We start from the raw sequence: 24,423 nt of genomic DNA, 5'->3' as shown, positions 1-24,423 counted from the left end.
CGCGGCCGAGCGGTCAGACCAAAGCTGATTTGATTAGAAGGTAGGATAAAATGGCTAAGGCTAAGTTTGAGCGGAACAAGCCGCACTGCAACATCGGCACCATCGGTCACGTCGACCATGGCAAGACCTCGCTGACCGCGGCGATCACCAAGGTACTCGCCGAAACCGGCGGCGCGACCTTCGTCGACTATGCGAATATCGACAAGGCGCCCGAAGAGCGCGAGCGTGGCATCACCATTTCGACCGCCCACGTCGAATATGAGACCGAAGCCCGTCACTACGCGCACGTCGACTGCCCCGGCCACGCTGACTACGTCAAGAACATGATTACCGGTGCCGCCCAGATGGACGGTGCGATCCTGGTTGTGTCGGCCACCGACGGCCCGATGCCGCAGACCCGCGAGCACATCCTGCTCGCTCGCCAGGTTGGCGTGCCGCAGCTCGTCGTGTTCATGAACAAGGTCGACCTGGTCGACGACGCCGAAATCCTCGAACTGGTCGAGCTGGAAATCCGCGAGCTGCTCAGCTCGTACGATTTCGACGGCGACAATATCCCCGTCATCCCCGGTTCGGCTGCCGCTGCCCTTCAGGACAAGACCCCTGAAATCGGCCACGACGCCGTTCTGAAGCTGATGGCCGCTGTCGACAGCTTCATTCCGCAGCCGGAGCGTCCGGTTGACAAGGCGTTCCTGATGCCGATCGAAGACGTGTTCTCGATCTCCGGTCGCGGCACCGTCGTCACCGGTCGTGTCGAAACCGGCATCATCAAGGTTGGTGAAGAAGTCGAGATCGTCGGTCTGAAGCCGACCACCAAGACCACCGTCACCGGCGTTGAAATGTTCCGCAAGCTGCTCGACGAAGGTCGTGCGGGCGACAACATCGGCGCGCTGGTTCGCGGCACGAAGCGTGAAGAAGTCGAGCGCGGTCAGGTTCTGGCCAAGCCCGGCACCATCACTCCGCACACCGAGTTCGACGCCGAAGTCTACGTTCTGTCGAAGGAAGAAGGCGGCCGTCACACCCCGTTCTTCGCGAACTATCGCCCGCAGTTCTACTTCCGTACCACGGACGTGACCGGCGAAGTGATCCTGCCCGAAGGCACCGAGATGGTCATGCCTGGCGACAATGTGAAGCTCGGCGTTAAGCTCATCGCCCCGATCGCGATGGACTCCGGTCTGCGTTTCGCAATCCGTGAAGGCGGTCGTACCGTCGGCGCAGGGGTTGTCGGCACGATCTCGAAGTAATATAGGACCGCAGCGGCGCGAATCGTCTGATTCGCGCCGCTGAGGATTTTAACCGCCCCGGATCGCCTTTCTCCGGCTCGAATGAGCTAGAAGGGCAAATGTCGGGGCGGATATTTTTTTGTTGGCGCATTTTTGTAAATCATCGGCTGCTCCGGCTGATTCATGAAAATGCTCCGGTATTTGGCTCTTTCGCATCGGTACAGGAACTATGGACAGCAATATCCGCATTCGCCTCAAGGCGTTCGATCATCGCGTGCTCGATCAGGCGACCGGCGACATCGCCGACACCGCCCGCCGCACCGGCGCCCTCATTCGCGGTCCGATTCCCCTTCCGACGCGCATCGAAAAGTTCACGGTCAACCGTGGTCCGCACATCGACAAGAAGTCGCGCGAGCAGTTCGAGGTCCGCACCTACAAGCGTATGCTTGACATTGTGCAGCCGACGCCGCAGACGGTCGACGCGCTGATGAAGCTGGACCTGGCTGCCGGCGTGAACGTCGAGATCAAGTTGGCATAAGCCGACAAGTCCCTGCTTTCCGAAAGGAGGGCAGGGTATCGGGCATTCCGGTCTGCCGGAAGCTCAAACGACACAAGGGATACCGCACGGCCCTTCCGGTAAACCGGAACGGCGCGTGGTCCTGGTCCCCCGTCGCCTTTCCCTGGCGGGATCGGCATCCAACCCGGACGGGGTGATCTATACATTGGGTTGGGCCGCGAAGGAGAGATCCTGAGCGGTTTTTTCGTTGGATACGCCCGCTGCTAAGGCGGGCCTCTATGGGAGTAATCAGTGATGCGCACAGGCGTGATCGCTAAGAAAGTCGGGATGACCCGTCTGTTCCAGGAGGACGGACGGCATATTCCGGTTACGGTTCTGGCCCTTGAGGGCAATCAGGTCGTGGCTCGCAAGGAAGTTGATCGTGACGGTTATGTTGCGGTTCAGCTCGGTGCGGGTGTCGCGAAGGTCAAGAATGTCGCCAAGCCGCAGCGCGGCCACTTCGCCAAGGCGGAAGTGGAGCCGAAGGCGCGCCTGGTCGAATTCCGTGTCGCCGAGGACGCGCTCCTCGATGTCGGCGCCGAGATCGCGGCCGATCATTTCATCGCTGGCCAGTTGGTCGACGTTGCCGGTCACACCCAGGGTAAGGGTTTTGCCGGCGCCATGAAGCGCTGGGGCTTCGGCGGTATGCGCGCTACCCACGGCGTGTCGATCAGCCACCGTGCCCATGGTTCTACGGGTAATCGTCAGGATCCGGGTCGCGTCTTCAAGAACAAGAAGATGGCCGGTCACATGGGTGATCGCGAGCGAACCCAGCAGAACCTGGAAATCGTGCGCACCGACGTCGAGCGCGGTCTGCTGTTCGTCAAGGGCAGCGTTCCGGGCGCCAAGGGCACCTGGCTGACCGTCTGCGACGCCGTCAAGGTGAAGCGTCCCGCCGACGTTCCGTATCCCGCCAGCCTGAAGGCTGCGGGGAACAGCAACAACGCTCCGGCCGAGACGCCTGCTGAAGAAGCAGTCGCTCCCGAAGCGACCGAAGGCCAGGAGGGCTAAACCATGAAGGTCAATGTACAGACCCTCGACGCGCAAGCTGCCGGTGAAGTGGAGCTGAACGATGCCGTGTTCGGTATCGAGCCTCGCACCGATATCCTGCACCGCGTCGTCACCTGGCAGCTCGAAAAGCGTCGTGCCCCGGCCCGCGCTACCCGCGAGCGTTCGGATGTCGCCCGCACCGGCAAGAAGTTCGGTCGCCAGAAGGGCGGCGGTACGGCTCGTCACGGCGATCGCAAGGCGCCCATCTTCATCGGCGGTGGTAAGGCGCACGGCGCCCGCGCCCGTGACTTCGGTCACGACCTCAACAAGAAGGTGCGTGCGCTTGGCCTGAAGATGGCCCTGTCGGCCAAGGCCAAGGACGGTTCGCTGATCGTTCTCGACACGCTCGACGTGGCGGAAGGCAAGACCAAGGCTCTGGTCGCGCACCTCGCCAAGCTGAACCTGACCAAGGCGCTGTTCATCGACGGCGATGCGGTCAATGTCAGTTTCGCGAAGGCTTCGGCGAACATCATCGGCGTGAACCTGCTGCCGGCCGTTGGCGCCAACGTCTACGACATCCTGAAGGCCGATTCGCTGGTGCTTACCCGCGCCGCGGTCGAAAAGCTGGAGGCCCGTTTCAATGGCTAAGAAAGAAGCCGCGACCGTGAACAACCGTCATTTCGATGTGGTTGTCGCGCCGGTCATCACCGAGAAGTCGACCCTTCTCTCCGAGAACAACGCCGTGGTCTTCAAGGTCGCCGGCGATGCCACCAAGCCGGAGATCAAGGCGGCTGTCGAAGCCCTGTTCGGCGTGACCGTGAAGGCGGTCAACACGCTGGTTCAGAAGGGCAAGGTCAAGCGCTGGAAGGGTAAGCCCTACAAGCGTTCGGACGTGAAGAAGGCGATCGTGACGCTTACTGCCGACAGTAAGTCCATCGACGTCACCACCGGTATTTGAGGCGGGATAGATGGCACTCAAGCACTATAACCCGACGAGCCCGGCCCAGCGTGGCCTGATCCTCGTCGACCGCAGCGGTCTGCACAAGGGCAAGCCCGTCAAGGCGCTTACCGAAGGCAAGCGCAAGACCGGTGGCCGCAACAACAAGGGCCATGTGACGTCGCGCGGCATCGCCGGCGGCCACAAGCAGCGTTACCGCATCATCGACTTCAAGCGTCGCCTGTGGGACGTTGAGGGCACGGTCGAGCGTCTGGAATATGACCCCAACCGCACCGCCTTCATCGCGCTGGTCAACTATGCCGACGGCACCCAGGCCTATGTCCTGGCGCCGCAGCGTCTTGCTCCCGGTGACAAGATCGTCGCCGGCAAGAAGACCGACGTGAAGCCCGGCAACGCGATGGAACTGGGCCAGATGCCGGTCGGCACCATCATCCACAATATCGAGATGAAGCCCGGCAAGGGTGGACAGCTCTGCCGTTCGGCGGGCACCTATGCCCAGTTGGTTGGTCGCGATCGTGGCATGGTGATGGTCCGTCTGTCGTCGGGCGAGCAGCGCTACATCCGTTCGGACTGCATGGGCACCGTTGGTGCCGTGTCCAACCCGGACAACGCCAACACCAACCTCGCCAAGGCCGGCCGCAACCGCTGGCTCGGCAAGCGTCCTCTGACGCGCGGTGTGGCGAAGAACCCGGTCGATCACCCGCATGGCGGTGGTGAAGGCCGGACCTCCGGCGGCCGTCATCCGGTTACGCCCTGGGGCAAGCCGACTAAGGGTGCGCGCACCCGCCACAACAAGGCGACGGACAAGTTCATTATCCGTAGCCGCCACGCGAAGAAGAAGAGGTAAGCGAGATGGCTCGTTCCGTCTGGAAAGGTCCGTTCGTGGACCTCAGCCTTCTGAAGAAGGCGGAAGCCGCGCAGGACGCGGGTGGCCGTGCGCCGATCAAGACCTGGTCGCGTCGTTCCACCATCCTGCCGCAGTTCGTTGGCCTGACGTTCAACGTCTATAACGGCCGCAAGCATGTTCCGGTGTCCGTTAACGAGGATATGGTTGGTCACAAGCTGGGCGAATTCGCCCCGACCCGCTACTTCCCCGGTCACGCTGCCGACAAGAAGGGCAAGCGCTAATGAGCAAGGAAAAGGCTCCCCGTCGCGTCGCCGACAATGAGGCGCTGGCCGTTGGCACGCAGATCCGTGGTTCGGCCCAGAAGCTGAACCTGGTGGCGACGCTCATCCGCGGCCGCAAGGTCGAGGAAGCGCTGAACATCCTCGCCTTCTCGAAGAAGGCGATGGCGGTTGACGTGCGCAAGGTGCTGGCTTCGGCCATCGCCAATGCGGAAAACAATCACAATCTGGACGTCGACGCTCTGGTCGTCGCGGAAGCATCGGTGGGCAAGAGCTTCACCCTGAAGCGCTTCCACGCTCGCGGCCGCGGCAAGTCGACCCGGATCCTGAAGCCCTTCAGCCGCGTGCGTATCGTCGTGCGTGAAGCTGCAGAAGAGGCGGAGGCGTAAGACTATGGGTCACAAGAGCAATCCGATCGGTCTGCGTTTGCAGATCAACCGTACCTGGGACAGCCGTTGGTTCGCGGAAGGCGCCGACTATGGTCGCCTGCTGCTGGAGGATCTTAAGATCCGCCAGTATATCATGAAGAACCTGCCGCAGGCCGCGATCTCCAAGGTCGTGATCGAGCGTCCGGCCAAGCTGTGCCGCGTATCGATCTACGCTGCCCGTCCCGGTGTCATCATCGGCAAGAAGGGCGCGGACATCGAGAAGCTGCGCAAGAAGCTGGGCAGCCTGACCTCTTCGGACGTCAGCCTGAACATCGTCGAAATCCGCAAGCCGGAAGTCGATTCCAAGCTCGTTGCGCAGGGCATCGCCGATCAGCTCGAACGTCGCGTGGCGTTCCGCCGTGCGATGAAGCGTGCGGTGCAGTCGGCCCTGCGTCTGGGCGCCGAAGGCATCAAGATCACCTGCGGCGGCCGTCTGGGCGGCGCGGAGATCGCGCGTGTCGAATGGTATCGTGAAGGTCGCGTTCCGCTGCACACGCTGCGCGCGAACGTCGACTATGCCGAAGCCACGGCGCACACCGCTTATGGCGTGTGCGGCATCAAGGTCTGGATCTTCAAGGGCGAGATTCTCGGCCATGATCCGTTCGCGACCGACCGGCTGATGCTGGAGGCTCAAACCTCCGGCGTGCGCCCGGCGCGCTGAGAATAAGGTAGGTATAGCGTCATGCTGCAACCGAAAAAAATGAAGTTCCGCAAGACCTTCAAGGGCCGGATCAAGGGCGACGCCAAGGGCGGTTCGGCTTTGAACTTCGGTTCCTATGGTCTGAAGGCACTGGAACCTGAGCGTGTCACCGCGCGTCAGATCGAGGCGGCGCGCCGCGCGATCACCCGTCATATTCGCCGTCAGGGCCGTCTGTGGATCCGCGTGTTCCCCGACGTTCCCGTGTCGAAGAAGCCTGCCGAAGTCCGTCAGGGCAAGGGCAAGGGTTCGGTCGAATATTGGGCCGCTCGTGTCAAGCCGGGCCGTATCCTGTTCGAACTGGATGGCGTCCCCGGTCCGCTCGCAGCAGAGGCCTTCTCGCGCGCCGCGATGAAGCTGCCCATCAAGACGAAGGTCGTTGCCCGCCTCGGCGACACCTCGCACCTGGAGGGTTAAGCCGTGGCGAACGTTGCCGACCTCAAGACCAAGACGGACGACGAACTGTCGACCGAACTCAACAACCTGAAGCGCGAGCAGTTCAACCTGCGTTTCCAGGCGGCCACCAACCAACTGGAAAAGCCCAGCCGGGTGAAGGAAGTTCGCCGGTCGATTGCGCAGATCAAGACCCTTCAGTCCGAGCGTAACCGCTCGGCTGCGAAGTAAGAAGGAAACACACGATGCCCAAGCGCGTGCTGACGGGAACGGTGGTTTCCGACAAGACCGACAAGACGGTGGTGGTTCGTGTAGAGCGCAAGGTTAAGCATGCGCTCTACGGCAAGATTATCCGCCGTTCGAAGAAGTATCACGCCCATGACGAGGGCAATGTCTACAAGGAAGGCGAAACGGTCCGCATCGAAGAGACCGCGCCGATTTCCAAGCTCAAAACCTGGAAGGTCATCGAGCGCGTGGACACCCACAAGTCGCCGGAGACGGCGGCCTGAGGGAGGCTCGTTGAGCCTTTGAACTAAAATGGGGCGCGGGGCTGGCCTTTTCCTCTCGGAAAGGGTACAGGCCCGCGCTTCGCGTAGAGTCAAAGGCTCGTCATGAGTCTCTATGCACGAAATTCGGAACCGCCGGGAATTGTCCCGGTAGGCCAAATAAGAAGGAACCGGATCCATGATCCAGATGCAATCCAATCTTGACGTCGCTGACAACAGCGGCGCCAAGCGCGTCCAGTGCATCAAGGTGCTGGGCGGCTCGAAGCGTCGCTTCGCGAGCGTGGGCGACATCATCGTCGTCTCGATCAAGGAAGCTGCGCCTCGTGGCAAGGTGAAGAAGGGTGACGTGCATCGCGCCGTCATCGTGCGCACCGCCAAGGACGTGCGTCGCGCTGATGGCAGCGTGATTCGCTTCGACGGCAATGCCGCTGTGCTCATCAACAAGAACGAGGAGCCGATCGGCACCCGTATCTTTGGCCCGGTCGTTCGCGAACTGCGCGCCAAGAAGCACATGAAGATCATCTCGCTCGCCCCTGAGGTGCTGTAATGAGCGCTGCGAAGATCAAGAAGGGCGACAAGGTCGTCATCCTGGCCGGCAAGGACAAGGGCCGTACCGGTGCCGTCCTGCAGGTGCTGCCGAAGGACGACAAGGTCCTGGTCGAAGGCATCAACGTGCACGCACGTCACCGCAAGCCCGACCAGGCGAACCCGCAGGGTGGCATCGAGCGCAAGCCTGCGCCGCTGCACATTTCGAACGTCGCTGTCGCCGACAAGGATGGCAAGCCGACCCGCGTCCGTTTCGAGGATCGCGACGGCAAGAAGGTCCGCGTCGCCGTCAAGTCCGGTGAGGTGCTGTAATGAGCGACAAATATATTCCGCGCTCGAAGGCGCAGTATGACGCTGAAATCGCCAAGGCGATGACCGAGAAGTTCGGTTACAAGAACGTCATGGAAGTGCCCAAGATTGAGAAGATCACGCTCAACATGGGCGTGGGCGAAGCGACCCAGGACAAGAAGAAGGTTACTTCGGCGGCTGAGGAAATGGAACTGATCGCTGGCCAAAAGCCGGTCATCACCAAGGCTCGCAAGTCGATCGCGCAGTTCAAGCTGCGTGAAGGCATGCCGATCGGCGCCAAGGTCACGCTGCGCCGTGAGCGCATGTACGAGTTCCTGGACCGCCTCATCAACATCGCGCTGCCTCGCGTGCGCGATTTCCGTGGTCTGAACCCGAAGAGCTTCGATGGTCGTGGCAACTATGCCTTCGGCATCAAGGAGCAGCTGATCTTCCCGGAGATCAACTATGACCGCATCGACAAGGTGCGCGGCATGGACATTATCGTGACCACCACCGCGAAGACGGACGACGAAGCGCGCGAACTGCTGCGCCTTTTCGGCTTCCCCTTCCCGCAGGAAGAAGAGAAGCAGGCGGCCTGAAACCCTTTTTAGGGAATCTGGCCCCGCTTCTCTCCCAACGCTTAAGCTAAGGAAGAGAACTTAAGTCATGGCGAAACTGAGTTCGATCAACAAGAACGAGCGCCGCAAGAAGCTGGTAAAGAAATATGCCGGCCGCTATGCGAAGCTCAAGGCGATCGCGAATGATACCGCGGCCGATGACAGCGATCGTCTGATCGCGCGTCTGAAGATGGCGGAGATCCCCCGCAACGGCAACCCGACCCGCGTTCGGAACCGCTGCGAATTGACGGGGCGTCCCCGCGCTTACTACCGCAAATTCCGCCTCTGCCGCGTGCAGCTGCGTGATCTGGCCAACAAGGGCCTGATCCCCGGCGTCACCAAGTCGAGCTGGTAAGGATCATTTGAGATGGCATTGACCGATCCCCTGGGTGATATGCTCACCCGCATCCGCAACGGGCAGCAGGCGAAGAAGGACAGCGTTGTGTCCCCCGCTTCGAAGCTGCGCGCCCGCGTGCTCGACGTGCTGCAGCGCGAAGGCTATATCCGTGGTTATTCCGAGGAAGCCCTCGGCAAGCACCCCGGCCTGCGCATCGAGCTGAAATATTTCGAGGGCCAGCCGGCGATCAAGCATGTCGCCCGTGTGTCCAAGCCGGGCCGCCGCGTCTATTCGGGTTCCAAGGAACTGCCGGTTATTCGCAACGGCCTGGGCATCACCATTGTCTCGACGCCTCGCGGTGTTCTGTCCGACGCCGAAGCGCGCGAACAGAATGTCGGCGGCGAAGTGCTGGCGGAGGTGTTCTGATGAGCCGCACTGGTAAAAAGCCGGTCACAGTGCCTTCGGGCGTGACCGCGTCGATCGCAGACGGTCAGTTGTCGGTGAAGGGCCCCAAGGGTACCCTCGCGATTCCGCTGGCCGACGAAGTCACCTACAGCGTCGAAGACGGCCTGATCGCGGTGAAGCCTGCCAATGACACCAAGCGCGCTCGCGCGTTCTGGGGTATGCAGCGCACCTTGATCCAGAACCTGATTACCGGCGTGACCGAGGGCTTCTCCAAGAAGCTGCTCATCACCGGTGTCGGCTACCGCGCCAACTCGCAGGGCAAGACCCTGAAGCTGCAGCTCGGCTATTCGCACGACGTCGATTTCGAGATTCCGGAAGGCATCGAGATCAAGACCCCGGATAACACTACGGTCGAGATCAGCGGCATCGACAAGCAGCAGGTTGGTCAGGTCGCGGCCGAGATCCGTCGCTGGCGTAAGCCCGAACCCTATAAGGGCAAGGGCATCAAGTACGCCGGCGAGTTCATCTTCCGCAAGGAAGGGAAGAAGAAGTAAGATGGCAAAGCTTTCCCTCTTCGCGCGGCGTCGTCGCCGCGTTCGCACCGCGCTCAAGGCGGTTTCGGGTCACAAGCCCCGCCTGAGCGTGCACCGGTCGGGTCGTCACATCTACGCCCAGGTCATCGACGACGCACAGGGCAAGACCCTGGCTTCGGCGTCGACCCTGGACAAGGATGTCGGCTCCAAGGCTCTGGGCAAGACCGGCGCCAGCTCCGAAGCCGCAGCCGAAGTCGGCAAGCGTGTCGCCGCTGCGGCGACCGCAGCCGGTGTCACCCGCGTCGTTTTCGACCGTGGTGGCTTCCTGTTCCATGGCCGCGTCAAAGCGCTGGCCGATGCCGCCCGTGAAGGCGGGCTGGAGTTCTGATCATGGCTGACGAAAATACCAATGAAGTCGTCGCGCCCGTCGAGGGCGTCGAGGCTGCACCGACCGAAGGTCGTGGTCCCGGCCGTGGCCGTGGCAACCGTGGCGGCGGCGATCGCAACCGTGGCGATCGCGGTGGCCGTGGCCGTCGCGACGATCGTCGCGGCAACCGCGACGAGGAGCAGGGCGAAGAGCTGATCGAGAAGCTGGTTCACATCAACCGCGTCTCGAAGACCGTCAAGGGCGGTAAGCGCTTCGGTTTCGCTGCTCTCGTTGTTGTCGGCGACGGCAAGGGCCGTGCGGGTTTCGGCCATGGCAAGGCGCGCGAAGTGCCTGAAGCCATCAGCAAGGCGACTGCCGCTGCCAAGAAGGCGATGGTCCGCGTTCCGCTCAAGGAAGGCCGCACCCTGCATCATGATGGCCTTGGCCATTTCGGTGCGGGCAAGGTGACTGTCCGTTCGGCGCCTGCCGGTACGGGTATCATCGCGGGTGGTCCGATGCGCGCCGTGTTCGAAAGCCTCGGCGTCGCAGACGTCGTGACCAAGTCGAACGGCACGTCGAACCCCTACAACATGATCCGTGCGACCTTCGCGGCGCTGGGCGAACAGACCAGCCCCAAGTCGGTGGCGCAGCGCCGTGGCAAGAAGGTCGCCGACCTTCTGCGTCGCGGTGGCGCCTCGGACGAAGTCGCGCAGGCTGATGCCGAAGCGATTGCGGAGTAACAGGATATGGCGAAAATCAAGATCAAGCAGATCGGTTCGCCGATCCGTCGCCCCGCCGACCAGAAGAAGATTCTGATCGGTCTGGGCCTTGGCAAGATGCACCGGGTGGTGGAGCTTGAAGACACGGCGGAAGTCCGCGGTGCGATCAAGAAGCTCCCCCACATGGTTGCGGTGGTCGAAGGCTAAACCCTTCGGTTCATCGATAGAAAGCGTGAGAGGGGGAAACCCCTCTTTCGTTTTTTTCAGAGGCGCGCTACAGGCGCGGTTCCGAAAATACCAGCACAGGCTGGGTTCTCAGGCCGGATGGCGCGTCCTCGATGAGGAGACCCCCGGTTTCATCTGGTCAGACGTGATCCGCAAGGGCGCATCTGGCCGTCAGCGGTCCCAGCCTTGGCTGGGACTTCGGCATGATTACCCGTAGGCAATCATGTCTCGCGCGACAAAAGCGAAAGCGAGTGCATTATATGACCAAGCTTAACGAACTCAATGACAATGCCGGTGCCCGCAAGGGCCGGATGCGCGTCGGCCGTGGTATCGGCTCGGGCAAGGGCAAGACCGCCGGTCGCGGCCAGAAGGGTGCGAAGGCGCGTTCGGGCGTCAGCATCAACGGCTTCGAGGGTGGCCAGATGCCGCTCCACATGCGCATCCCGAAGCGCGGTTTCAACAATATCTTCGCCAAGGATTACGCGATCGTGAACCTGGGTGAAGTGCAGAAGGTGATTGACGCCGGCAAGCTGGACGCCAACGCCACTGTCGATCACGCCGCGCTGAAGGCGGCGAACCTGGCCCGTGGCGGCAAGGACGGCGTCCGTCTGCTCGCCAAGGGCGAACTGACGGCCAAGGTCAGCTTCCTGGTCGCCGGCGCGTCGAAGGGCGCGGTCGAGGCGGTCGCAAAGATCGGTGGCAAGGTCGATGTGATCGAAGTCGTTCCCGCGGCTGAGAAGGCCAAGGCGAAGAAGGGCACCGCCCTTGCCGCCAAGAAGGCCGCAGCGAAGGCCTGATCCGGTCTGCAAGTCTTGCAAGCATGACCCCGCTGCCCGATATGGGTCGGCGGGGTCATGTGTATCGGGGACGCTGTTTGTTGCAAGGGCGGCAAATCCCGGTTCGACAGCGCCCCAAGCCCCCGCTAAGGGGAATGCGATTCCGGCTCGGATCTCCATCTGGGCAAGAGTGATTTGAAGGGCAGCCACCATGGCATCGAGAGCCGACCAGCTCGCATCCAATCTCAGCCTCGCGAAATTCAGCCAGGCGACCGACCTCAAGAAGCGCCTGTGGTTCACGCTGGGCGCGCTGATCGTCTTCCGTTTCCTGAGCTTCGTACCGTTGCCGGGCGTTGATCCGACCGCGCTGTCGACGCTTTATGCCCAGACGAATGGCGGCATCCTCGACATCTTCAACACCTTTTCCGGTGGGTCGCTGTCGCGCATGAGCCTGATCGCGCTCGGCGTGATGCCCTATATCACCGCCTCGATCGTGGTCCAACTCGGCTCCAGCCTCTCGCCCCAGCTTGCGGCGATCAAGAAGGAAGGCGAGAGCGGCCGGAAGAAGCTGAACCAATATACCCGCTATGGTACGGTCGCGCTGACGGCGGTGCAGGGCTATTTCATCGCGGTCGGCCTTGAAAGTTTTGGCGCCCAGTCGGGCGTGCAGGCGGTGGTCGATCCAGGCCTGTTGTTCCGTCTGACGGCGGTCGTGTCGCTGATCGGCGGCACCATGTTCCTGATGTGGCTGGGTGAGCAGATCACCTCACGCGGTATCGGCAATGGCGTGTCGCTCATCATCATGGCGGGCATTGTGGCCCAGTTGCCGGTGACGCTCAGCAACCTGTTCAAGTCAGGTCGCGAAGGGTCGATCTCCGGTCTGCTGATTATGCTTATCATCGTGCTGGCACTTGGGCTGGTCCTGCTGATCTGCTTCATGGAACGCGCGCAGCGCCGGGTGTTGATCCAATATCCCAAGCGCCAGACACGTCAGGGCCTGATGCAGGCGGACCGCAGCCATCTGCCGCTCAAGGTCAACACCGCCGGCGTGATTCCGCCGATCTTTGCATCATCGCTGCTGCTGATGCCGCTCACCATCTCGCAGTTTGCGGGCAACACCGTGGCAGGTGAAAGCAAGTGGGGCGATTTCGTCCTGACGCTGAACCAGTATCTGTCGCACGGCAGCCCGGTCTACATGGCGCTCTATGGCCTCGGCATCGTCTTCTTCTGCTTCTTCTACACCGCTGTGGTGTTCAATCCGGAAGAGACGGCCGACAATCTGAAACGCAACGGTGGCTTCATCCCCGGTATCCGTCCGGGCAAGAACACCGAACATTATCTGGATTATGTGCTGACGCGCATCACCGTGATCGGTGCCGCCTATCTGGCCTTCATTTGTCTTGCGCCGGAGTTCGCCATCGCCAGGGCGGGAATTCCCTTCTATCTTGGCGGGACTAGCCTGTTGATCGTGGTCAATGTTACGGTCGATACCGTGACCCAGATTCAGAGCCATCTGCTCGCCCATCAATATGGCGATCTCATCAAGAAGGCGAAGCTCAAGGGTCGTCTGCGCTGAGGGGCGCACGGCTTACGACCTACAGCGCACAAACAGGGGAGTATGCGCGCAATGAATATCATTCTGCTTGGCCCTCCGGGTGCCGGGAAGGGCACGCAGGCGGCGCGCCTGGTGGACAGTCGGGGCATGATGCAGTTGTCGACGGGCGACATTCTGCGTGCCGCCGTCAAGGAAGGCACCGAAGTCGGCAAGATGGCCGACGAGATCATGAAATCCGGCAAATTCTTCCCGGACGAACTGATGGCGCAGATCCTGGGCGAGCATATGGACAAGCTGTCGCCTGAGACCGGAATCATCTTTGACGGCTATCCGCGTACCGAGCGTCAAGCTGAATTGCTGGACGAACTGATGGCGGCGCGGGCGCGCACGCTCGACCATGTGATCGAGCTGAACGTGGATGAAGAGGCGCTGGTCGAGCGCATCACCGGCCGCTTCACCTGCGCGACCTGCGGCGAAGGCTATCATGATATCTTCAAGCAGCCGAAGGTCGAGGGCGAGTGCGACAAATGCCATGGGCATGAATTCAAGCGTCGTCCCGACGACAATGAGGCAACGGTGCGCACGCGCATGGCCGAATATCGTGCCAAGACTGCGCCGATCCTGCCGATCTACGAGGCGCGTGGTATCGTGTCGCGGGTGGACGGCATGGCCGACATGGATGACGTGACCGTTGCGATCGCTGGCATATTGGACCGCGGCGGGGCATGAGTTAGGCTGCCTCCCGGACAAGAGGGAGGCGGAGACATGCGCATGATCGGGTTACTGGCATGGGCTGGTGTGGCGATGGCCACACCAGCCCATTCTGCTGTGACGGGGGTGAGCGAGAACGGTTTCGCGACCGAAAGCCGGGTCGAGATCGCGGCGAGCGCCGAGGCGGTCTATCTGCGCGGTGGTTCGGCGAAACTGGCGCCGCTGGTCGATCAGCTATTGGCCGAGCAACTGGCCGGGCTGAAACGGGTGGCCGAGTCGGACAGGCGCTGAGCCGGCCTGGGTCAGTCCTATCAATCGCGCGGGCGTTTCTGTTTCAATCTGGCAAGAAAATAGCAAAAATCGTTGATATTGCGCGCATCGTTAACCACGAACTTAACGGATTCATTGCTGCGCTGTTGCTATGAGAGCGCATGGCCGGAACGCCGCTCTCCCATGGCCGCCTGACGGAACTGGACGCCCTGCGCGGTATCGGTGCCCTGTGTGTACTGATCTTCCATTATTCCACCCGCTTCCACCAACTGTTCCCGCAGGCGGCGCATGTGCCGTTCAGCTTTCCCGGCGGCAACTATCGGGTGTTGCTCTTCTTCGCTATTTCCGGCTTTGCGATTTTCTTCACGCTGGATCGTATCCGGACGGTCGCCGATTTCGTCGTCAACCGCTTCGCGCGGCTTTATCCCGCCTATCTGGTGGCGATGCTGCTGACCTTGTCGATCGAATATCTGGCGCAAGCGACGCAATTGCTGGTTGGACCGGCTGCGATCCTTGCGAATGTCACCATGCTGCAAGGCTTTGCCTTCCTGCCGGAGGTGGATGGCGCCTATTGGACGCTGACGGTCGAGATCGCCTTCTATTTCTGCATGATCGCGATCTGGAAGTTCATCGGCATTCGGCGGCTGGAACCGGTGCTGGCAGCGTGGCTGATGATACGGTGGCTCTACTGGGCCTGGCCGGACATGCCGGAGCGGATCATCATGGTGCTGGTGCTGCGCTACACGCCCTTTTTCGTCATCGGCATGTTGGCCTATCGTGTCTGGTGCGGGCAGCGGACGCTGCGCCAGCAGGCACCCTATGCCGCGTTGGTGCTGCTGTCGATCGCGACCATGGAGACATGGGACGTGGCCATCGTCGGTTGCGTCCTGCTGATCGCGTTTGGGGCGCTGATCCATGGTCATCTGCGCTTCCTGCGCTTGCAGCCGCTCGTCTGGCTGGGCGGGATCAGCTATTCCTTCTACCTGATCCACCAGCATGTGGGCTTCGTCGTCATGCTGGAATTCGCCAGGGCGGGCTATAGCCCATGGATCGGCTTTGCCGTCGCCTTCATGGTGGCGTTGCTATTGGGTACGGCCATCAACCGCCTCGTCGAACGGCCGGTCGGCGAGGCGGTTCTTGCCTGGTGGAAACGCCGTCGTGAGGCACGGGCGCCCTTGCCCGATACCGCGCCCAGCCAGACATGAAAAGGGCGCGATCGTTTCCGACCGCGCCCTTTTGACAATGGGGGTGCCGCTTATTGCGCCACAGGCGCCGCCGCCGCCGCGTTAGCCGGCAGGCCTCCAAGCTGCGTCACCAGCTTGGTATAAGCGTCGAGATAGGCGAGCACGATCACCTGGCCGATCTCGGTATTCTGGTAGCCACCACCACCGGCGCCGGCGAGGCCACCCATCCAGCCCAGGCCGCCGCCGCCGCCGAAGCTGAGGTCCGATTTGCGGAAATAGCCTTCGGTCATCGCTTCTTCCTCGGTGGTGCGGGCGTTGACGATCGAAAGAGTGACATTGGCCTCCTTCTTCTTGACCGAGATGCCGCCGGCGATCGCGCCGAGGGTGCCGCCCATGAAGCCGCCGAGCAGGCCGCCAATCGCGTTGCCACCGCTATTGCTGTTGGTGGTGACGATATCGGGCTGCAGGAAATAGTCCGCCGCCTTCACCTGGCCCTTGCCTAGATTCGATCCCGCCTGCAGTTCGCCGGAGTCGGCCATGGCGCGTTCCATGTTGCGGCTGGCCATAGAGCGGCCGCGATTGACGAGGCCGAAGCAACCCGATTGCTGCACGAACAGCTTGATGATTGCTTCCGGGCTGCCAAGGCTGAGTTCGCGCCACCACTGATTGTCGGGTTCAACGATTGCGACGGTGCCGAGGCGTTTGGTGCAGTGGGGAATTTCCATCTGCTTTTTCGTCTGGGCCTGGCGGCCGGAGGAACCTTTTTTATCTTCTGCCATCGCTTGCGGCATCGCCAAGGCAAGGCATACCACCGTGGCGGTCAGCGTCTTCAATCCACGCATTTCAAGAACCCCGTTCTTTGCTTGATATAAAGAATGTCGCGCGCCCCGGATATTTTGGCGGCTACCTAGCACAGCGGCCTTTCGCTTCCAAGCAATGAGGCCGGATATGACGGCCCTTGTCATGGATTGACGCTGACAGCGTGATCCTGCTGACAGCGCGCGAAATGACTGCTATCGGCGCGCCCATGACACAGCTCAGCCACATCCGCAACTTCTCTATCATCGCGCATATCGACCATGGCAAATCGACCCTGGCCGACCGGCTGATCCAACGCACCGGCGGCCTGACGGACCGCGAGATGAGCGCGCAAGTCCTTGATAACATGGACATCGAAAAGGAGCGCGGCATCACCATCAAGGCGCAGACGGTGCGCCTCGATTATGTAGCGAAAAATGGCGAAACCTATGAGCTGAACCTGATGGACACGCCGGGCCATGTCGACTTCGCCTATGAAGTGTCGCGCAGCCTGGCCGCGTGCGAGGGCGCGCTGCTGGTCGTGGACGCCGCGCAGGGCGTCGAAGCGCAGACACTGGCCAATGTCTACCAGTCGATCGAGCATGACCATGAGATCGTGCCGGTGCTCAACAAGATCGACCTGCCCGCCGCCGAACCGGAAAAGGTGCGCGCGGAAATCGAGGAGGTGATCGGCCTCGATGCGTCCGAAGCGGTGCTGGCCAGCGCCAAGTCCGGCATCGGCATCGACGATATCCTCGAAGCCATCGTCAAGAAGATCCCCCCGCCCAAGGGCGACCGCGACGCCCCGCTGGAAGCGATGCTGGTCGATAGCTGGTACGACCCCTATCTGGGCGTCGTCATCCTGGTGCGCGTGATGAACGGCGTCATCAAGAAGGGGCAGAACATCAAGTTCATGATCGGCGGCACCGAGCATCTCATCGACCGGGTCGGCTGTATGCGACCCAAGATCGAGCAATTGCCCGAACTCGGCCCCGGCGAGATCGGCTTCATCACCGCGCAGATCAAGGATATCAGCCAGACCCGCGTCGGCGACACCATCACCACGGTCAAGAATCCCGCGGCCAAGGCGCTGCCGGGCTTCAAGGAAGTGCAGCCGGTTGTGTTCTGTGGCCTGTTCCCGGTCGACGCCAATGATTTCGACAAGCTGCGGGACAGCATCAGCAAGCTGCGCCTGAACGATGCGTCCTTCTCCTTCGAGATGGAAAGCAGTGCGGCGCTGGGCTTCGGCTTCCGCTGCGGGTTCCTGGGGCTGCTCCATCTGGAGATCATCCAGGAGCGGCTGACGCGCGAATATGACCTGGACCTCATCACCACCGCGCCGTCGGTGGTGTACAAGATCCAACTCACCTATGGCGCGGGCGAGATCGAACTGCATAATCCGGCCGACATGCCCGACCCGACCAAGATCGACGAGATCGAGGAGCCGTGGATCGAGGCGATCATCTATTGCCCGGACGAATATCTGGGTTCGATCCTGAAGCTGTGCCAGGACCGGCGCGGCATCCAGAAGAACCTGACCTATGTCGGCGGGCGGGCGCAGGTGACATATGAACTGCCGCTCAACGAAGTGGTATTCGACTTTTACGATCGGCTGAAAAGCATCAGCCGGGGCTATGCCAGTTTCGACTATCATCAGATCGGCTATCGCGAAGGCGACCTGGTCAAGATGAGCATCATGGTCAACAGCGAGCCGGTCGATGCGCTGAGCATGATCGTCCATCGCGGCACCGCCGAATCGCGCGGGCGCGGCATGTGCGAGCGGTTGAAGGACCTGATCCCTCGCCATCTGTTCAAAATCCCGATCCAGGCGGCGATCGGCGGCAAGGTGATCGCGCGCGAAACGATCGCGGCGATGCGCAAGGACGTCACCGCCAAATGCTATGGCGGCGACATCAGCCGCAAGAAGAAGCTGCTCGACAAGCAGAAGGAAGGCAAGAAGCGGATGCGCGAATATGGCAGCGTGCAGATTCCGCAGGAGGCGTTCATTGCGGCGCTGCGCATGGGGGATGAGAGCTGATCTGATGGGCGACCGCTGCGCAGAGCTTGCGCGGCAGGTCGCACGAATCGAGCGGGCGGCCGCGTTTCTGGCCAACGGCATGTCGATGGGCGTCTGTCCCGATGCGGCGGGCAGGCGGCGTGCCGCCATGCCGGCCAAGCTGATCGGCAACGGCCTGCGCGAACTCGACCTGTTCCTGACCGACCTGATCGTGGAAGCGGGGCGGGGCCACCGGCTGGGCGCGGCGGCGGGGGACGATCCGGGCATTCATCCCGGCCGCCGCATCTTCAGCGCAGCCGAAGCCTGGCGGCGCACCGGGCCGCAACTGGGGCTGGCGGTGGAAGCGCGCGCGCGGCTGCGCGAAATGCGCGCGGCGCAGAATCGCCATTATTATGGGCACCTACGCGGTGAGGGCGCCGAGGCAGCAATGCAGCGCGCCTGCGCCGATTATGCGCGACTGGCGGGCGAGGTGCTGGCGGCGGTCAGGGGGCGAGTGGGGTAGGGTTGATCAGCGCCAATTGTCGCCATTTAGCAGCCAGGCAATTGCGTTCGACACCTGAGATTCGTTCACCCAGGGGGGCTTGCTCGATCCGTTCCCCTCAGCGGGCGCTCCGAACCGAAATATCCTCCCTTGATCGAATAGACGCCGGGTCTCGGCGTTATCCATGCTACGGAGCGGATGCGAGTCCATGTTCCCGACCGGGGAGCAGTATGTCGCCGCTACCCGGACCGGCTTTCATCCCCGCAAGCTCCCGGCTTCCCCGGAAGGGGGCATATCGTGAACCGAACGAGCCATACCGACATTGCGCACAATCTGGCGCTGGCTATCCTTGCGTCTTCCACCGCGCCCGCGCTTCTGCTTGATGGTGATCTGTCCGTGATCGCCGCCAGCACGTCCTTCTACAGCACTTTCGCCCTCGATCCGCAGAATGTGGCCGGACGACCGCTATTCCAGCTAAGCGCGCGCGAATGGGACGTGCCGCAGCTTCGATCCTTGCTCGCGGCAACCCTCTCCGGTCATGCAAAGATCGAAGCCTATGAGATGGAACTCAGGGGCGATGCCGTACCACGCCGCCTCGTCCTCAACGCACAGAAGCTTGAATATGGCGATGCCGAACAGGTCCGCCTGCTCCTGACCATTTCCGACGTCACCCAGGCACGGATCAGCGAAAAGCTAAAGGATGACCTGCTGCGCGAAAAGGCGATACTGCTCCAGGAAATCCAGCATCGCGTCGCCAACAGCCTGCAAATCATTGCCAGCGTGCTCATGCAGAGCGCGCGGCGGGTGCAATCGGAAGAGACCCGCGGCCATCTCCATGATGCGCACCACCGGGTCATGTCTATCGCCACCCTCCAGCAGCAGCTTGCGGCATCGCGATTGGGCGATGTGGAACTGCGCACCTATTTCACCCAGCTTTGTCAGAGCCTGGGCGCATCGATGATCCGCGATCATGATCAACTGTCGCTTGAAGTGACTGCCGACGACAGTAGCGTGAACGCGGACATTTCGGTCAGTCTGGGACTGATCGTCACCGAGCTTGTGATCAATGCGCTCAAACACGCCTTCCCCGGCGATCGCAGCGGCAAGATCCTGGTCGATTATCATTCGCGCGGGCAGGACTGGAAACTATCGATCAGTGACGATGGCGTTGGCACCCCCAAGTCGCTGGCCGACGCGAAACCGGGTCTGGGCACCAGCATCGTCGAGGCACTGGCCAATCAGATGGATGCTACCGTCGAGACCCAGGGGGGCCATCCCGGCACAATAGTCTCGATCGTCCACACCTCTGCCACGGATACCGACGGCATTGACCGGAGGAAGGTGGCATAACGCCTGGCGCCGCTGCTCTCCCCCCTGCGGAAGGCCTTCCGCAGAATCCGTGCCATGTTCCCCGCGTTGCGTACCGACAATTTGCTGCGAAAGTCCGCTTCCTGAAGTTGTAACTTCAGAAGCAGGCTGGCGGGAAACGGCCATTTTCAGCCATTTATACGACCGTCAAGCCCGGCATGACCAGGGGAAATGGCAATAATCGGCCATTTCCCTCAAATCCGCCTGATCCCCAGCCCCTCGGTCACATCCCTGTCGTCCACCCGACCATCCGCCACCGCTTCGCCCCCGGCCTTCCACCGTTCGAACGCCACGCGCTCGTCGCCCCGGATCGTGATCGGGCCTTGGGGGGCGGCTTCCTCGGCGGCGCGGTAGCGGCGGATGGTTTCCAGCACCTCTTTGACCCGCTGGATCGCGTCGGGGCTGTCCGGGCGTTCTGCCATCGGATCGGCCACCACCGGTTGCGGGCGGACCGACGCCCGGGGGGTGAAGCGGTCGGGCGCGCGGTTGCGCAGCATGAACATAAGGAGCCGGTCATTAAAGACGCGGCGCGTGCCGACCAGTTTGCCATAGCTGTAGACCGGCACCTCCACCCCGTGGATGGCGCGTTCCAGCGCGATATCCTCCAGCCGCCGCACGCCATGGTCGAGCGCGGCCAGCCATGCCGCCGCGAAACCCTCCACGCCGCGCTGGCGACGCGGGCAATAGGCGCTTTCCGAGGTCATGCCGATGCTGCGCGCGGCCGCCTTGACCGATCCCATGTCGGCGAGCGCGGCGATGAAGGCGCGCTGGCGTTCGGGCGTCCAGCCGTCATGGCGATAGCGACGGGGGACCGCCTTGAAATCGGGTAACTGCGCGAGCCTGGCCGCCACATCGGCGGCAGGGCGCATGGTCGATGGCGGGGCGGGGGGAGCGATGCGTTTCGTCATGCCTGCGTAAATAACCTATCTGGTTATGTGTAGGACAGCGATTTTCTCCGCCGGGCTGGCGATCGCCGACGTCGTGCGGATTGTGCGCCATGCGCCTTGACGGCCCGACCGGGCCATGGTCAAGTCGGCGCTGCCAAGATCATTGGAGGCGGCGTGAGCGAAACCTGGCTGTATGACGAGCATCCCGCGATGTTCCGGGCGCATCCCTTATTGTTCAGCCTGCTGCTGATTTCGGTCGTCGGTATCCTGGCGATCGGGGTGTGGTGGGTGATGCACAAGGGCGAGCGGCTGGCGCTGTCGGAACGGGAGGCGCTGATGGAGCGGGGGCTGCTGGCCAAGCAGCGGACCGAAATCGCGCTGTCGAGCATCCGGTCGGTGCGGATCACCCAGAGCCTGGGGCAGCGGTTGTTCGGCGTCGGCCATGTCGAGCTGTTCAGCGCGGGAGACATCGCCGAAATCGCGATCAAGAACATGCCGCGCCCCGACCGTATCCGCGCGATCGCGGCGGCGCGCAACGTGGACCTGCTGCCGCAACGATAGAAGATTTCGTACAGACGCTTGACTCGGACGGATTTATTTCAACGATAGCGTAACCAAAGGGGGTCGTCAGAACGCCCAGTCGCAAGAGGACGCCATGTCAGGAACGCCGATCCGCAAAGGGGTGGACGGCGGCGCAAAGGGGTGTCTTCATGGTGGGTTTGCGAGTGATGCCGTCTTTGCTGGATCTGACGGCCGAGCAGCGCGCTGAAATCCGCCAGACTTGTGGCTTTGCCTGCGTGCGCTGCGGCGTGACCATCTATCGTTATCTGGGGTTGCCCGACGGACCGGGCGCGACCTTGCTGTGCCCGACCTGCCATGGCCTGGTCGAGGAAGGGCGGCTGACGGCGACCCAGGTGCACAGCTTCCACGCCAACCCCGTGGTGCGCCAGCGCCATTTCGCCCGCGATCGGCTGCCATTTTCGGCGGAATTGCCGCAGTTGATTATCGGTGGATCGCGGTTGCTGCGCGACACGCCGATCCCGATCACGCTGGATGGCGAACCGATCCTGATTTTCGCGCCGCCGCGCCGGACCAGCGGGGCGACCCGGATCAGCGTGCGGCTGGGCGCGCAGGATGGCGGGCCGGTGCAGGTCATCGACGGCAATGAGTGGAAGCCGGGCAATGGCAGTTGGCATTTCCTGCTGCGCGGAGACCGCTATTCGATGATGGCGGCGCGGGGCGATGGCCTGTGCGTGCTGAGGATCGTGGCACGCAACCGGATTGCCGTCGAGCATCTGCGCACCACCATTCGCGGCCGGCGGCTGGAAGTCACGCCCGACTGGCTGGAGATCGACGGCAAGCGCTATGTCGACCGGATCGCCAGCGGGACGCTGATCGGACTGGAACTGTAGGACCGGATCAGGTCAGGGTGAGATATATTTCCGCTTCTATGACCCAGGCGTCGCCGGCCTTCCGCCATTTGGCCGCGTAGCTGCCCGAAGCGAGCGTGCGGCCGGTGTCGGCGGCGACGCCCTGCCAATGGCCCTGCTCCATTGCGATCGGTTCGACGGGAGAGACGGTGATATTGCCGGGGGTGCGGCTGTAAATGAGGCGATCGGCCGAGGCGAATTCGCGCTTCCAGGCCAGGAGTTGCGCCTTGCGACCGGCGATCACCGCGCTGTCGGAACCCGTGACCAGGATGGCGTCGCGCGCCAGCAACGGAGCGATAGCGTCGAGGTCGGCTTCGGCGAGGGCGCGGTTGAATGTGGCGCGGGCCAGGCGGATGGCGAGGTCGGCGGTGGCGGTCATGGGAAATGCCTCTGGAAAATATGCGCCGACCCCTGCCGCCCCTATCGAGCGACGTCGAGATACGGATGGCGTATATCTATCGTTTCTCGAATGCGCCCCAAGCGAACGGGGGCAGGACGGTCAGCCGCAACGGGCGGCGGTGATCGCCATCTGTTCGTCATAGCTGACGGTCAGGCGATCGGGGCGGAAGTCCATGGTCATCGCCGTGCCGGGGCCGCCCCAGCGCAGCGTCTTCGCGCCCGACGCCTTGAGCAGTTCCGCGCCCACCTCCGCGCTGGCCTTTTGCCCGATAAAGCGGTCGAGGCCGTCATTGCTGCACGGCCCTTCGGCGGTGGGAGGGGGCGTATCCGGGCCCGGCCCATTCGCGCCCGCGCAGGCAGCGAGGGGAAGGGCGGTCGCCGCCGCCATCATCGCAAAAGCTGCCGTCCTCATGTCTCTCTCCCTATTCGGTCCGCGTCATTTTGAGCCGGCCATTCTTGACCGCGAAGGCGAGGCGGCCTTCGACCAGGTCAACCGCGTCGCGGCCGAACTGTTCATAGCGCCAGCCTTCGAGGATCGACAGCCCATTGCGCACGCCCGCCGCCAGCGCTTCGATATCGTCGCTGCGCGCGAGCAGGCGCGCGGCCACGTCGATGTCGCGCGAGCGGATCTTGAGCAGCAGCTTCAGCAGATCGGCGACCAGCGCGCCATCCTTGCCCAGGCCCGGCCGCTTGGGATCGCGTTCAGGCATTTCTTCCTTGCCCAGCGGTTTCTGTGCGGCGAGGGCGCTCATCAAGCGGGCGCCGATATCGTTGGTCTTCCAGGTGGCGGACAGACCGCGTACCTTGCCCAGGTCTTCCTGGGCGCGGGGCGGATGGCTGGCGATGTCGGCCAATGTCTCATCCTTGACGATGCGGCCGCGCGGCAGATTCTTGTCCTGCGCTTCGATTTCGCGCCAGGCGGCCAGCGCCTTGAGGCGGCCAAGCACATCGGCCTTCCGGCTGGCGATGCGGACACGCTTCCAGGCCAGTTCCGGGTCATTCTCGTAATTGCCGGGATCGCTGATCCGCTCCATTTCCTGGTCGAGCCAGCCGCCGCGCCCGGTCTTGCGCAGATCCTCCAGCATCTTGGGGAAAATCTGGATCAGATAGGTGACATCCCCGATCGCATAGTCGATCTGGCGCTTGTCGAGCGGACGGCGCGCCCAGTCGGTGAAGCGGGCGCCCTTGTCGAGCTGCACGCCGAGCCATGCCTCGACCAGATTGCCATAGCCGATCTGTTCGCCCAGGCCGAGCGCCATCGCCGCGATCTGCGTGTCGAACATCGGGTGCGGCGTCTTGCCGGTCAGATTGTGGACGATCTCGATATCCTGCCCGCCGGCATGGAAGACCTTCAGCACATCCTCATTATCCACCATCAGGTCGAGCAGCGGGGTCAGGTCGATGCCCGGCGCCTTGGGATCGATCGCGGCGGCTTCATGCGCGTCGGCGACCTGGACCAGGCACAGTTCGGGCCAATAGCTGTTTTCCCGCATGAACTCGGTATCGACGGCGATGTAGGGGGATTTTGCGATGCGGGCGCAGAAATCGGCAAGGGTCTTGCTGTCAGTAATCAGCGGATGAATTTGCATATGGTCTTCGATCTTATTATGGGCTGGCCCGCTCCCTGCAGGCTCGTC

The 24,423-nt window shown here is 62.5% G+C and carries 36 protein-coding genes; 31 read left to right on the top strand and 5 right to left on the bottom strand.

Annotation, left to right across the window (positions count from 1 at the left end):
* Nucleotides 1-50: 50 nt before the first annotated feature.
* The 26 genes from tuf to MOK15_RS10330 all read left to right on the top strand — a co-directional run bounded on the left by tuf (nucleotide 51) and on the right by MOK15_RS10330 (nucleotide 15,427).
* On the top strand, nucleotides 51-1,241 hold the full coding sequence (tuf, locus tag MOK15_RS10455; RefSeq protein ID WP_242931554.1) for an elongation factor Tu: 1,191 nt from the start codon (nucleotides 51-53) through the stop codon (nucleotides 1,239-1,241).
* Between the two features lie 208 nt (nucleotides 1,242-1,449).
* On the top strand, nucleotides 1,450-1,758 hold the full coding sequence (rpsJ, locus tag MOK15_RS10450; protein ID WP_007686587.1) for a 30S ribosomal protein S10: 309 nt from the start codon (nucleotides 1,450-1,452) through the stop codon (nucleotides 1,756-1,758).
* Nucleotides 1,759-2,031: 273 nt separating this feature from the next.
* Entirely contained in the window at nucleotides 2,032-2,787 is a 756-nt protein-coding gene (gene rplC / locus MOK15_RS10445; protein ID WP_242931553.1) for a 50S ribosomal protein L3, read from the top strand.
* Between the two features lie 3 nt (nucleotides 2,788-2,790).
* Nucleotides 2,791-3,414 (top strand): 50S ribosomal protein L4, encoded by a 624-nt coding sequence (gene rplD / locus MOK15_RS10440; RefSeq protein WP_242931552.1) that lies wholly within the window; start codon nucleotides 2,791-2,793, stop codon nucleotides 3,412-3,414.
* Complete coding sequence (locus MOK15_RS10435) at nucleotides 3,407-3,724, top strand: 50S ribosomal protein L23 (RefSeq protein ID WP_242931551.1); 318 nt, start codon at nucleotides 3,407-3,409, stop codon at nucleotides 3,722-3,724. The genes rplD and MOK15_RS10435 overlap by 8 nt, the downstream gene beginning before the upstream one ends.
* 10 nt (nucleotides 3,725-3,734) lie before the next feature.
* Nucleotides 3,735-4,571 (top strand): 50S ribosomal protein L2, encoded by an 837-nt coding sequence (rplB, locus tag MOK15_RS10430; protein ID WP_242931550.1) that lies wholly within the window; start codon nucleotides 3,735-3,737, stop codon nucleotides 4,569-4,571.
* Between the two features lie 5 nt (nucleotides 4,572-4,576).
* Nucleotides 4,577-4,852 carry a 30S ribosomal protein S19 gene (rpsS, locus tag MOK15_RS10425; RefSeq protein WP_021244948.1) on the top strand — a complete coding sequence of 92 codons (276 nt, stop codon included), beginning with the start codon at nucleotides 4,577-4,579 and terminating at the stop codon, nucleotides 4,850-4,852.
* On the top strand, nucleotides 4,852-5,238 hold the full coding sequence (gene rplV, locus MOK15_RS10420) for a 50S ribosomal protein L22 (RefSeq protein ID WP_242931549.1): 387 nt from the start codon (nucleotides 4,852-4,854) through the stop codon (nucleotides 5,236-5,238). The genes rpsS and rplV overlap by 1 nt, the downstream gene beginning before the upstream one ends.
* A gap of 4 nt (nucleotides 5,239-5,242) precedes the next feature.
* Entirely contained in the window at nucleotides 5,243-5,938 is a 696-nt protein-coding gene (rpsC, locus tag MOK15_RS10415) for a 30S ribosomal protein S3 (protein WP_242931548.1), read from the top strand.
* A 21-nt stretch (nucleotides 5,939-5,959) separates the two neighbouring features.
* Nucleotides 5,960-6,391, top strand: a complete 432-nt coding sequence (gene rplP / locus MOK15_RS10410; RefSeq protein WP_179043900.1) for a 50S ribosomal protein L16 — start codon at nucleotides 5,960-5,962, stop codon at nucleotides 6,389-6,391.
* 3 nt (nucleotides 6,392-6,394) lie between these two features.
* Nucleotides 6,395-6,598 (top strand): 50S ribosomal protein L29, encoded by a 204-nt coding sequence (gene rpmC / locus MOK15_RS10405; protein WP_242931547.1) that lies wholly within the window; start codon nucleotides 6,395-6,397, stop codon nucleotides 6,596-6,598.
* 14 nt (nucleotides 6,599-6,612) lie between these two features.
* Nucleotides 6,613-6,876, top strand: a complete 264-nt coding sequence (gene rpsQ / locus MOK15_RS10400) for a 30S ribosomal protein S17 (protein ID WP_006960320.1) — start codon at nucleotides 6,613-6,615, stop codon at nucleotides 6,874-6,876.
* Between the two features lie 175 nt (nucleotides 6,877-7,051).
* Nucleotides 7,052-7,420, top strand: a complete 369-nt coding sequence (rplN, locus tag MOK15_RS10395; RefSeq protein WP_007686569.1) for a 50S ribosomal protein L14 — start codon at nucleotides 7,052-7,054, stop codon at nucleotides 7,418-7,420.
* A complete protein-coding gene (gene rplX / locus MOK15_RS10390; RefSeq protein ID WP_007686567.1) occupies nucleotides 7,420-7,731 on the top strand; it encodes a 50S ribosomal protein L24 in 312 nt (103 codons plus the stop codon). The genes rplN and rplX overlap by 1 nt, the downstream gene beginning before the upstream one ends.
* On the top strand, nucleotides 7,731-8,306 hold the full coding sequence (rplE, locus tag MOK15_RS10385) for a 50S ribosomal protein L5 (RefSeq protein WP_242931546.1): 576 nt from the start codon (nucleotides 7,731-7,733) through the stop codon (nucleotides 8,304-8,306). The genes rplX and rplE overlap by 1 nt, the downstream gene beginning before the upstream one ends.
* 67 nt (nucleotides 8,307-8,373) lie before the next feature.
* On the top strand, nucleotides 8,374-8,679 hold the full coding sequence (gene rpsN / locus MOK15_RS10380; protein WP_007707881.1) for a 30S ribosomal protein S14: 306 nt from the start codon (nucleotides 8,374-8,376) through the stop codon (nucleotides 8,677-8,679).
* Nucleotides 8,680-8,691: 12 nt separating this feature from the next.
* Nucleotides 8,692-9,087 (top strand): 30S ribosomal protein S8, encoded by a 396-nt coding sequence (gene rpsH / locus MOK15_RS10375; protein WP_022682106.1) that lies wholly within the window; start codon nucleotides 8,692-8,694, stop codon nucleotides 9,085-9,087.
* Nucleotides 9,087-9,620, top strand: coding sequence for a 50S ribosomal protein L6 (rplF, locus tag MOK15_RS10370; protein WP_242931545.1), 534 nt, complete (start codon nucleotides 9,087-9,089; stop codon nucleotides 9,618-9,620). The genes rpsH and rplF overlap by 1 nt, the downstream gene beginning before the upstream one ends.
* A 1-nt stretch (nucleotide 9,621) precedes the next feature.
* Entirely contained in the window at nucleotides 9,622-9,987 is a 366-nt protein-coding gene (gene rplR, locus MOK15_RS10365) for a 50S ribosomal protein L18 (protein WP_242931544.1), read from the top strand.
* Between the two features lie 2 nt (nucleotides 9,988-9,989).
* Entirely contained in the window at nucleotides 9,990-10,706 is a 717-nt protein-coding gene (gene rpsE / locus MOK15_RS10360; protein WP_242931543.1) for a 30S ribosomal protein S5, read from the top strand.
* Between the two features lie 6 nt (nucleotides 10,707-10,712).
* Nucleotides 10,713-10,892, top strand: coding sequence for a 50S ribosomal protein L30 (gene rpmD / locus MOK15_RS10355; protein WP_066560520.1), 180 nt, complete (start codon nucleotides 10,713-10,715; stop codon nucleotides 10,890-10,892).
* Nucleotides 10,893-11,170: 278 nt separating this feature from the next.
* Nucleotides 11,171-11,707: a 50S ribosomal protein L15 gene (rplO, locus tag MOK15_RS10350; protein ID WP_242931542.1), complete on the top strand. Its 537-nt coding sequence runs from the start codon at nucleotides 11,171-11,173 to the stop codon at nucleotides 11,705-11,707.
* 190 nt (nucleotides 11,708-11,897) lie between these two features.
* Nucleotides 11,898-13,262, top strand: a complete 1,365-nt coding sequence (secY, locus tag MOK15_RS10345) for a preprotein translocase subunit SecY (protein ID WP_242931541.1) — start codon at nucleotides 11,898-11,900, stop codon at nucleotides 13,260-13,262.
* A gap of 51 nt (nucleotides 13,263-13,313) precedes the next feature.
* Complete coding sequence (locus tag MOK15_RS10340; RefSeq protein WP_242931540.1) at nucleotides 13,314-13,970, top strand: adenylate kinase; 657 nt, start codon at nucleotides 13,314-13,316, stop codon at nucleotides 13,968-13,970.
* 42 nt (nucleotides 13,971-14,012) lie between these two features.
* The gene (locus tag MOK15_RS10335) at nucleotides 14,013-14,243 is read left to right on the top strand and encodes a hypothetical protein (RefSeq protein WP_242931539.1); all 231 of its coding nucleotides are present in this window, start codon (nucleotides 14,013-14,015) and stop codon (nucleotides 14,241-14,243) included.
* 140 nt (nucleotides 14,244-14,383) lie between these two features.
* The gene (locus MOK15_RS10330; protein WP_242931538.1) at nucleotides 14,384-15,427 is read left to right on the top strand and encodes an acyltransferase; all 1,044 of its coding nucleotides are present in this window, start codon (nucleotides 14,384-14,386) and stop codon (nucleotides 15,425-15,427) included.
* A gap of 50 nt (nucleotides 15,428-15,477) precedes the next feature.
* Here MOK15_RS10330 and MOK15_RS10325 read toward each other — a convergent pair whose 3' ends face one another.
* Nucleotides 15,478-16,248, bottom strand: coding sequence for a CsgG/HfaB family protein (locus tag MOK15_RS10325; protein ID WP_242932715.1), 771 nt, complete (start codon nucleotides 16,246-16,248; stop codon nucleotides 15,478-15,480).
* Nucleotides 16,249-16,433: 185 nt separating this feature from the next.
* Here MOK15_RS10325 and lepA point away from each other — a divergent pair, with 185 nt between their 5' ends.
* The 3 genes from lepA to MOK15_RS10310 all read left to right on the top strand — a co-directional run bounded on the left by lepA (nucleotide 16,434) and on the right by MOK15_RS10310 (nucleotide 20,052).
* Nucleotides 16,434-18,242, top strand: coding sequence for a translation elongation factor 4 (gene lepA, locus MOK15_RS10320; RefSeq protein WP_242932714.1), 1,809 nt, complete (start codon nucleotides 16,434-16,436; stop codon nucleotides 18,240-18,242).
* A 4-nt stretch (nucleotides 18,243-18,246) separates the two neighbouring features.
* Complete coding sequence (locus MOK15_RS10315) at nucleotides 18,247-18,723, top strand: hypothetical protein (protein ID WP_242931537.1); 477 nt, start codon at nucleotides 18,247-18,249, stop codon at nucleotides 18,721-18,723.
* Nucleotides 18,724-18,999: 276 nt separating this feature from the next.
* Nucleotides 19,000-20,052 (top strand): PAS domain-containing sensor histidine kinase, encoded by a 1,053-nt coding sequence (locus MOK15_RS10310; RefSeq protein ID WP_242931536.1) that lies wholly within the window; start codon nucleotides 19,000-19,002, stop codon nucleotides 20,050-20,052.
* A gap of 212 nt (nucleotides 20,053-20,264) precedes the next feature.
* Here the strand turns inward: MOK15_RS10310 and MOK15_RS10305 are convergent, their stop codons facing one another.
* Nucleotides 20,265-20,978 carry a hypothetical protein gene (locus tag MOK15_RS10305; protein ID WP_242931535.1) on the bottom strand — a complete coding sequence of 238 codons (714 nt, stop codon included), beginning with the start codon at nucleotides 20,976-20,978 and terminating at the stop codon, nucleotides 20,265-20,267.
* A gap of 153 nt (nucleotides 20,979-21,131) precedes the next feature.
* Between MOK15_RS10305 and MOK15_RS10300 the strand changes: the two genes are divergently transcribed.
* On the top strand, nucleotides 21,132-21,518 hold the full coding sequence (locus tag MOK15_RS10300) for a PH domain-containing protein (RefSeq protein WP_242931534.1): 387 nt from the start codon (nucleotides 21,132-21,134) through the stop codon (nucleotides 21,516-21,518).
* A 167-nt stretch (nucleotides 21,519-21,685) separates the two neighbouring features.
* Nucleotides 21,686-22,369 carry a hypothetical protein gene (locus tag MOK15_RS10295; RefSeq protein ID WP_242932713.1) on the top strand — a complete coding sequence of 228 codons (684 nt, stop codon included), beginning with the start codon at nucleotides 21,686-21,688 and terminating at the stop codon, nucleotides 22,367-22,369.
* Nucleotides 22,370-22,376: 7 nt separating this feature from the next.
* Here the strand turns inward: MOK15_RS10295 and MOK15_RS10290 are convergent, their stop codons facing one another.
* From MOK15_RS10290 to rnd, 3 genes are all read right to left on the bottom strand, one after another.
* Nucleotides 22,377-22,766, bottom strand: coding sequence for a nuclear transport factor 2 family protein (locus MOK15_RS10290; protein ID WP_242931533.1), 390 nt, complete (start codon nucleotides 22,764-22,766; stop codon nucleotides 22,377-22,379).
* Between the two features lie 120 nt (nucleotides 22,767-22,886).
* A complete protein-coding gene (locus MOK15_RS10285) occupies nucleotides 22,887-23,198 on the bottom strand; it encodes an I78 family peptidase inhibitor (protein ID WP_242931532.1) in 312 nt (103 codons plus the stop codon).
* A 10-nt stretch (nucleotides 23,199-23,208) separates the two neighbouring features.
* Complete coding sequence (rnd, locus tag MOK15_RS10280) at nucleotides 23,209-24,375, bottom strand: ribonuclease D (protein WP_242931531.1); 1,167 nt, start codon at nucleotides 24,373-24,375, stop codon at nucleotides 23,209-23,211.
* Nucleotides 24,376-24,423 lie beyond the last annotated feature (48 nt).

Source organism: Sphingobium sp. BYY-5 (assembly GCF_022758885.1).
In the GTDB taxonomy this organism is placed as follows: domain Bacteria; phylum Pseudomonadota; class Alphaproteobacteria; order Sphingomonadales; family Sphingomonadaceae; genus Sphingobium.
Note: the sequence above shows the minus strand (reverse complement) of the source record. Positions and strands in the feature narration are given on the sequence as shown.

Bases quoted from the DNA above. Each gene is read 5' to 3' on its own strand.
- rpsQ (WP_006960320.1), top strand. From the start codon at position 6,613: ATGCCCAAGCGCGTGCTGACGGGAACGGTGGTTTCCGACAAGACCGAC.
- rplO (WP_242931542.1), top strand. From the start codon at position 11,171: ATGACCAAGCTTAACGAACTCAATGACAATGCCGGTGCCCGCAAGGGC.
- rplN (WP_007686569.1), top strand. From the start codon at position 7,052: ATGATCCAGATGCAATCCAATCTTGACGTCGCTGACAACAGCGGCGCC.
- rplR (WP_242931544.1), top strand. From the start codon at position 9,622: ATGGCAAAGCTTTCCCTCTTCGCGCGGCGTCGTCGCCGCGTTCGCACC.
- MOK15_RS10290 (WP_242931533.1), bottom strand. From the start codon at position 22,766: ATGACCGCCACCGCCGACCTCGCCATCCGCCTGGCCCGCGCCACATTC.
- rplX (WP_007686567.1), top strand. From the start codon at position 7,420: ATGAGCGCTGCGAAGATCAAGAAGGGCGACAAGGTCGTCATCCTGGCC.
- MOK15_RS10330 (WP_242931538.1), top strand. From the start codon at position 14,384: ATGGCCGGAACGCCGCTCTCCCATGGCCGCCTGACGGAACTGGACGCC.
- rpsH (WP_022682106.1), top strand. From the start codon at position 8,692: ATGGCATTGACCGATCCCCTGGGTGATATGCTCACCCGCATCCGCAAC.
- rpmD (WP_066560520.1), top strand. From the start codon at position 10,713: ATGGCGAAAATCAAGATCAAGCAGATCGGTTCGCCGATCCGTCGCCCC.
- secY (WP_242931541.1), top strand. From the start codon at position 11,898: ATGGCATCGAGAGCCGACCAGCTCGCATCCAATCTCAGCCTCGCGAAA.
- rpsN (WP_007707881.1), top strand. From the start codon at position 8,374: ATGGCGAAACTGAGTTCGATCAACAAGAACGAGCGCCGCAAGAAGCTG.
- rplV (WP_242931549.1), top strand. From the start codon at position 4,852: ATGAGCAAGGAAAAGGCTCCCCGTCGCGTCGCCGACAATGAGGCGCTG.
- rplD (WP_242931552.1), top strand. From the start codon at position 2,791: ATGAAGGTCAATGTACAGACCCTCGACGCGCAAGCTGCCGGTGAAGTG.
- tuf (WP_242931554.1), top strand. From the start codon at position 51: ATGGCTAAGGCTAAGTTTGAGCGGAACAAGCCGCACTGCAACATCGGC.
- rplE (WP_242931546.1), top strand. From the start codon at position 7,731: ATGAGCGACAAATATATTCCGCGCTCGAAGGCGCAGTATGACGCTGAA.
- rpsJ (WP_007686587.1), top strand. From the start codon at position 1,450: ATGGACAGCAATATCCGCATTCGCCTCAAGGCGTTCGATCATCGCGTG.
- rplP (WP_179043900.1), top strand. From the start codon at position 5,960: ATGCTGCAACCGAAAAAAATGAAGTTCCGCAAGACCTTCAAGGGCCGG.
- lepA (WP_242932714.1), top strand. From the start codon at position 16,434: ATGACACAGCTCAGCCACATCCGCAACTTCTCTATCATCGCGCATATC.
- rnd (WP_242931531.1), bottom strand. From the start codon at position 24,375: ATGCAAATTCATCCGCTGATTACTGACAGCAAGACCCTTGCCGATTTC.
- rpsC (WP_242931548.1), top strand. From the start codon at position 5,243: ATGGGTCACAAGAGCAATCCGATCGGTCTGCGTTTGCAGATCAACCGT.
- MOK15_RS10315 (WP_242931537.1), top strand. From the start codon at position 18,247: ATGGGCGACCGCTGCGCAGAGCTTGCGCGGCAGGTCGCACGAATCGAG.
- MOK15_RS10340 (WP_242931540.1), top strand. From the start codon at position 13,314: ATGAATATCATTCTGCTTGGCCCTCCGGGTGCCGGGAAGGGCACGCAG.
- MOK15_RS10305 (WP_242931535.1), bottom strand. From the start codon at position 20,978: ATGACGAAACGCATCGCTCCCCCCGCCCCGCCATCGACCATGCGCCCT.
- MOK15_RS10435 (WP_242931551.1), top strand. From the start codon at position 3,407: ATGGCTAAGAAAGAAGCCGCGACCGTGAACAACCGTCATTTCGATGTG.
- rplB (WP_242931550.1), top strand. From the start codon at position 3,735: ATGGCACTCAAGCACTATAACCCGACGAGCCCGGCCCAGCGTGGCCTG.
- rpsE (WP_242931543.1), top strand. From the start codon at position 9,990: ATGGCTGACGAAAATACCAATGAAGTCGTCGCGCCCGTCGAGGGCGTC.
- MOK15_RS10325 (WP_242932715.1), bottom strand. From the start codon at position 16,248: ATGCGTGGATTGAAGACGCTGACCGCCACGGTGGTATGCCTTGCCTTG.
- MOK15_RS10335 (WP_242931539.1), top strand. From the start codon at position 14,013: ATGATCGGGTTACTGGCATGGGCTGGTGTGGCGATGGCCACACCAGCC.
- rplF (WP_242931545.1), top strand. From the start codon at position 9,087: ATGAGCCGCACTGGTAAAAAGCCGGTCACAGTGCCTTCGGGCGTGACC.
- MOK15_RS10295 (WP_242932713.1), top strand. From the start codon at position 21,686: ATGCCGTCTTTGCTGGATCTGACGGCCGAGCAGCGCGCTGAAATCCGC.
- rplC (WP_242931553.1), top strand. From the start codon at position 2,032: ATGCGCACAGGCGTGATCGCTAAGAAAGTCGGGATGACCCGTCTGTTC.
- rpsS (WP_021244948.1), top strand. From the start codon at position 4,577: ATGGCTCGTTCCGTCTGGAAAGGTCCGTTCGTGGACCTCAGCCTTCTG.
- MOK15_RS10285 (WP_242931532.1), bottom strand. From the start codon at position 23,198: ATGAGGACGGCAGCTTTTGCGATGATGGCGGCGGCGACCGCCCTTCCC.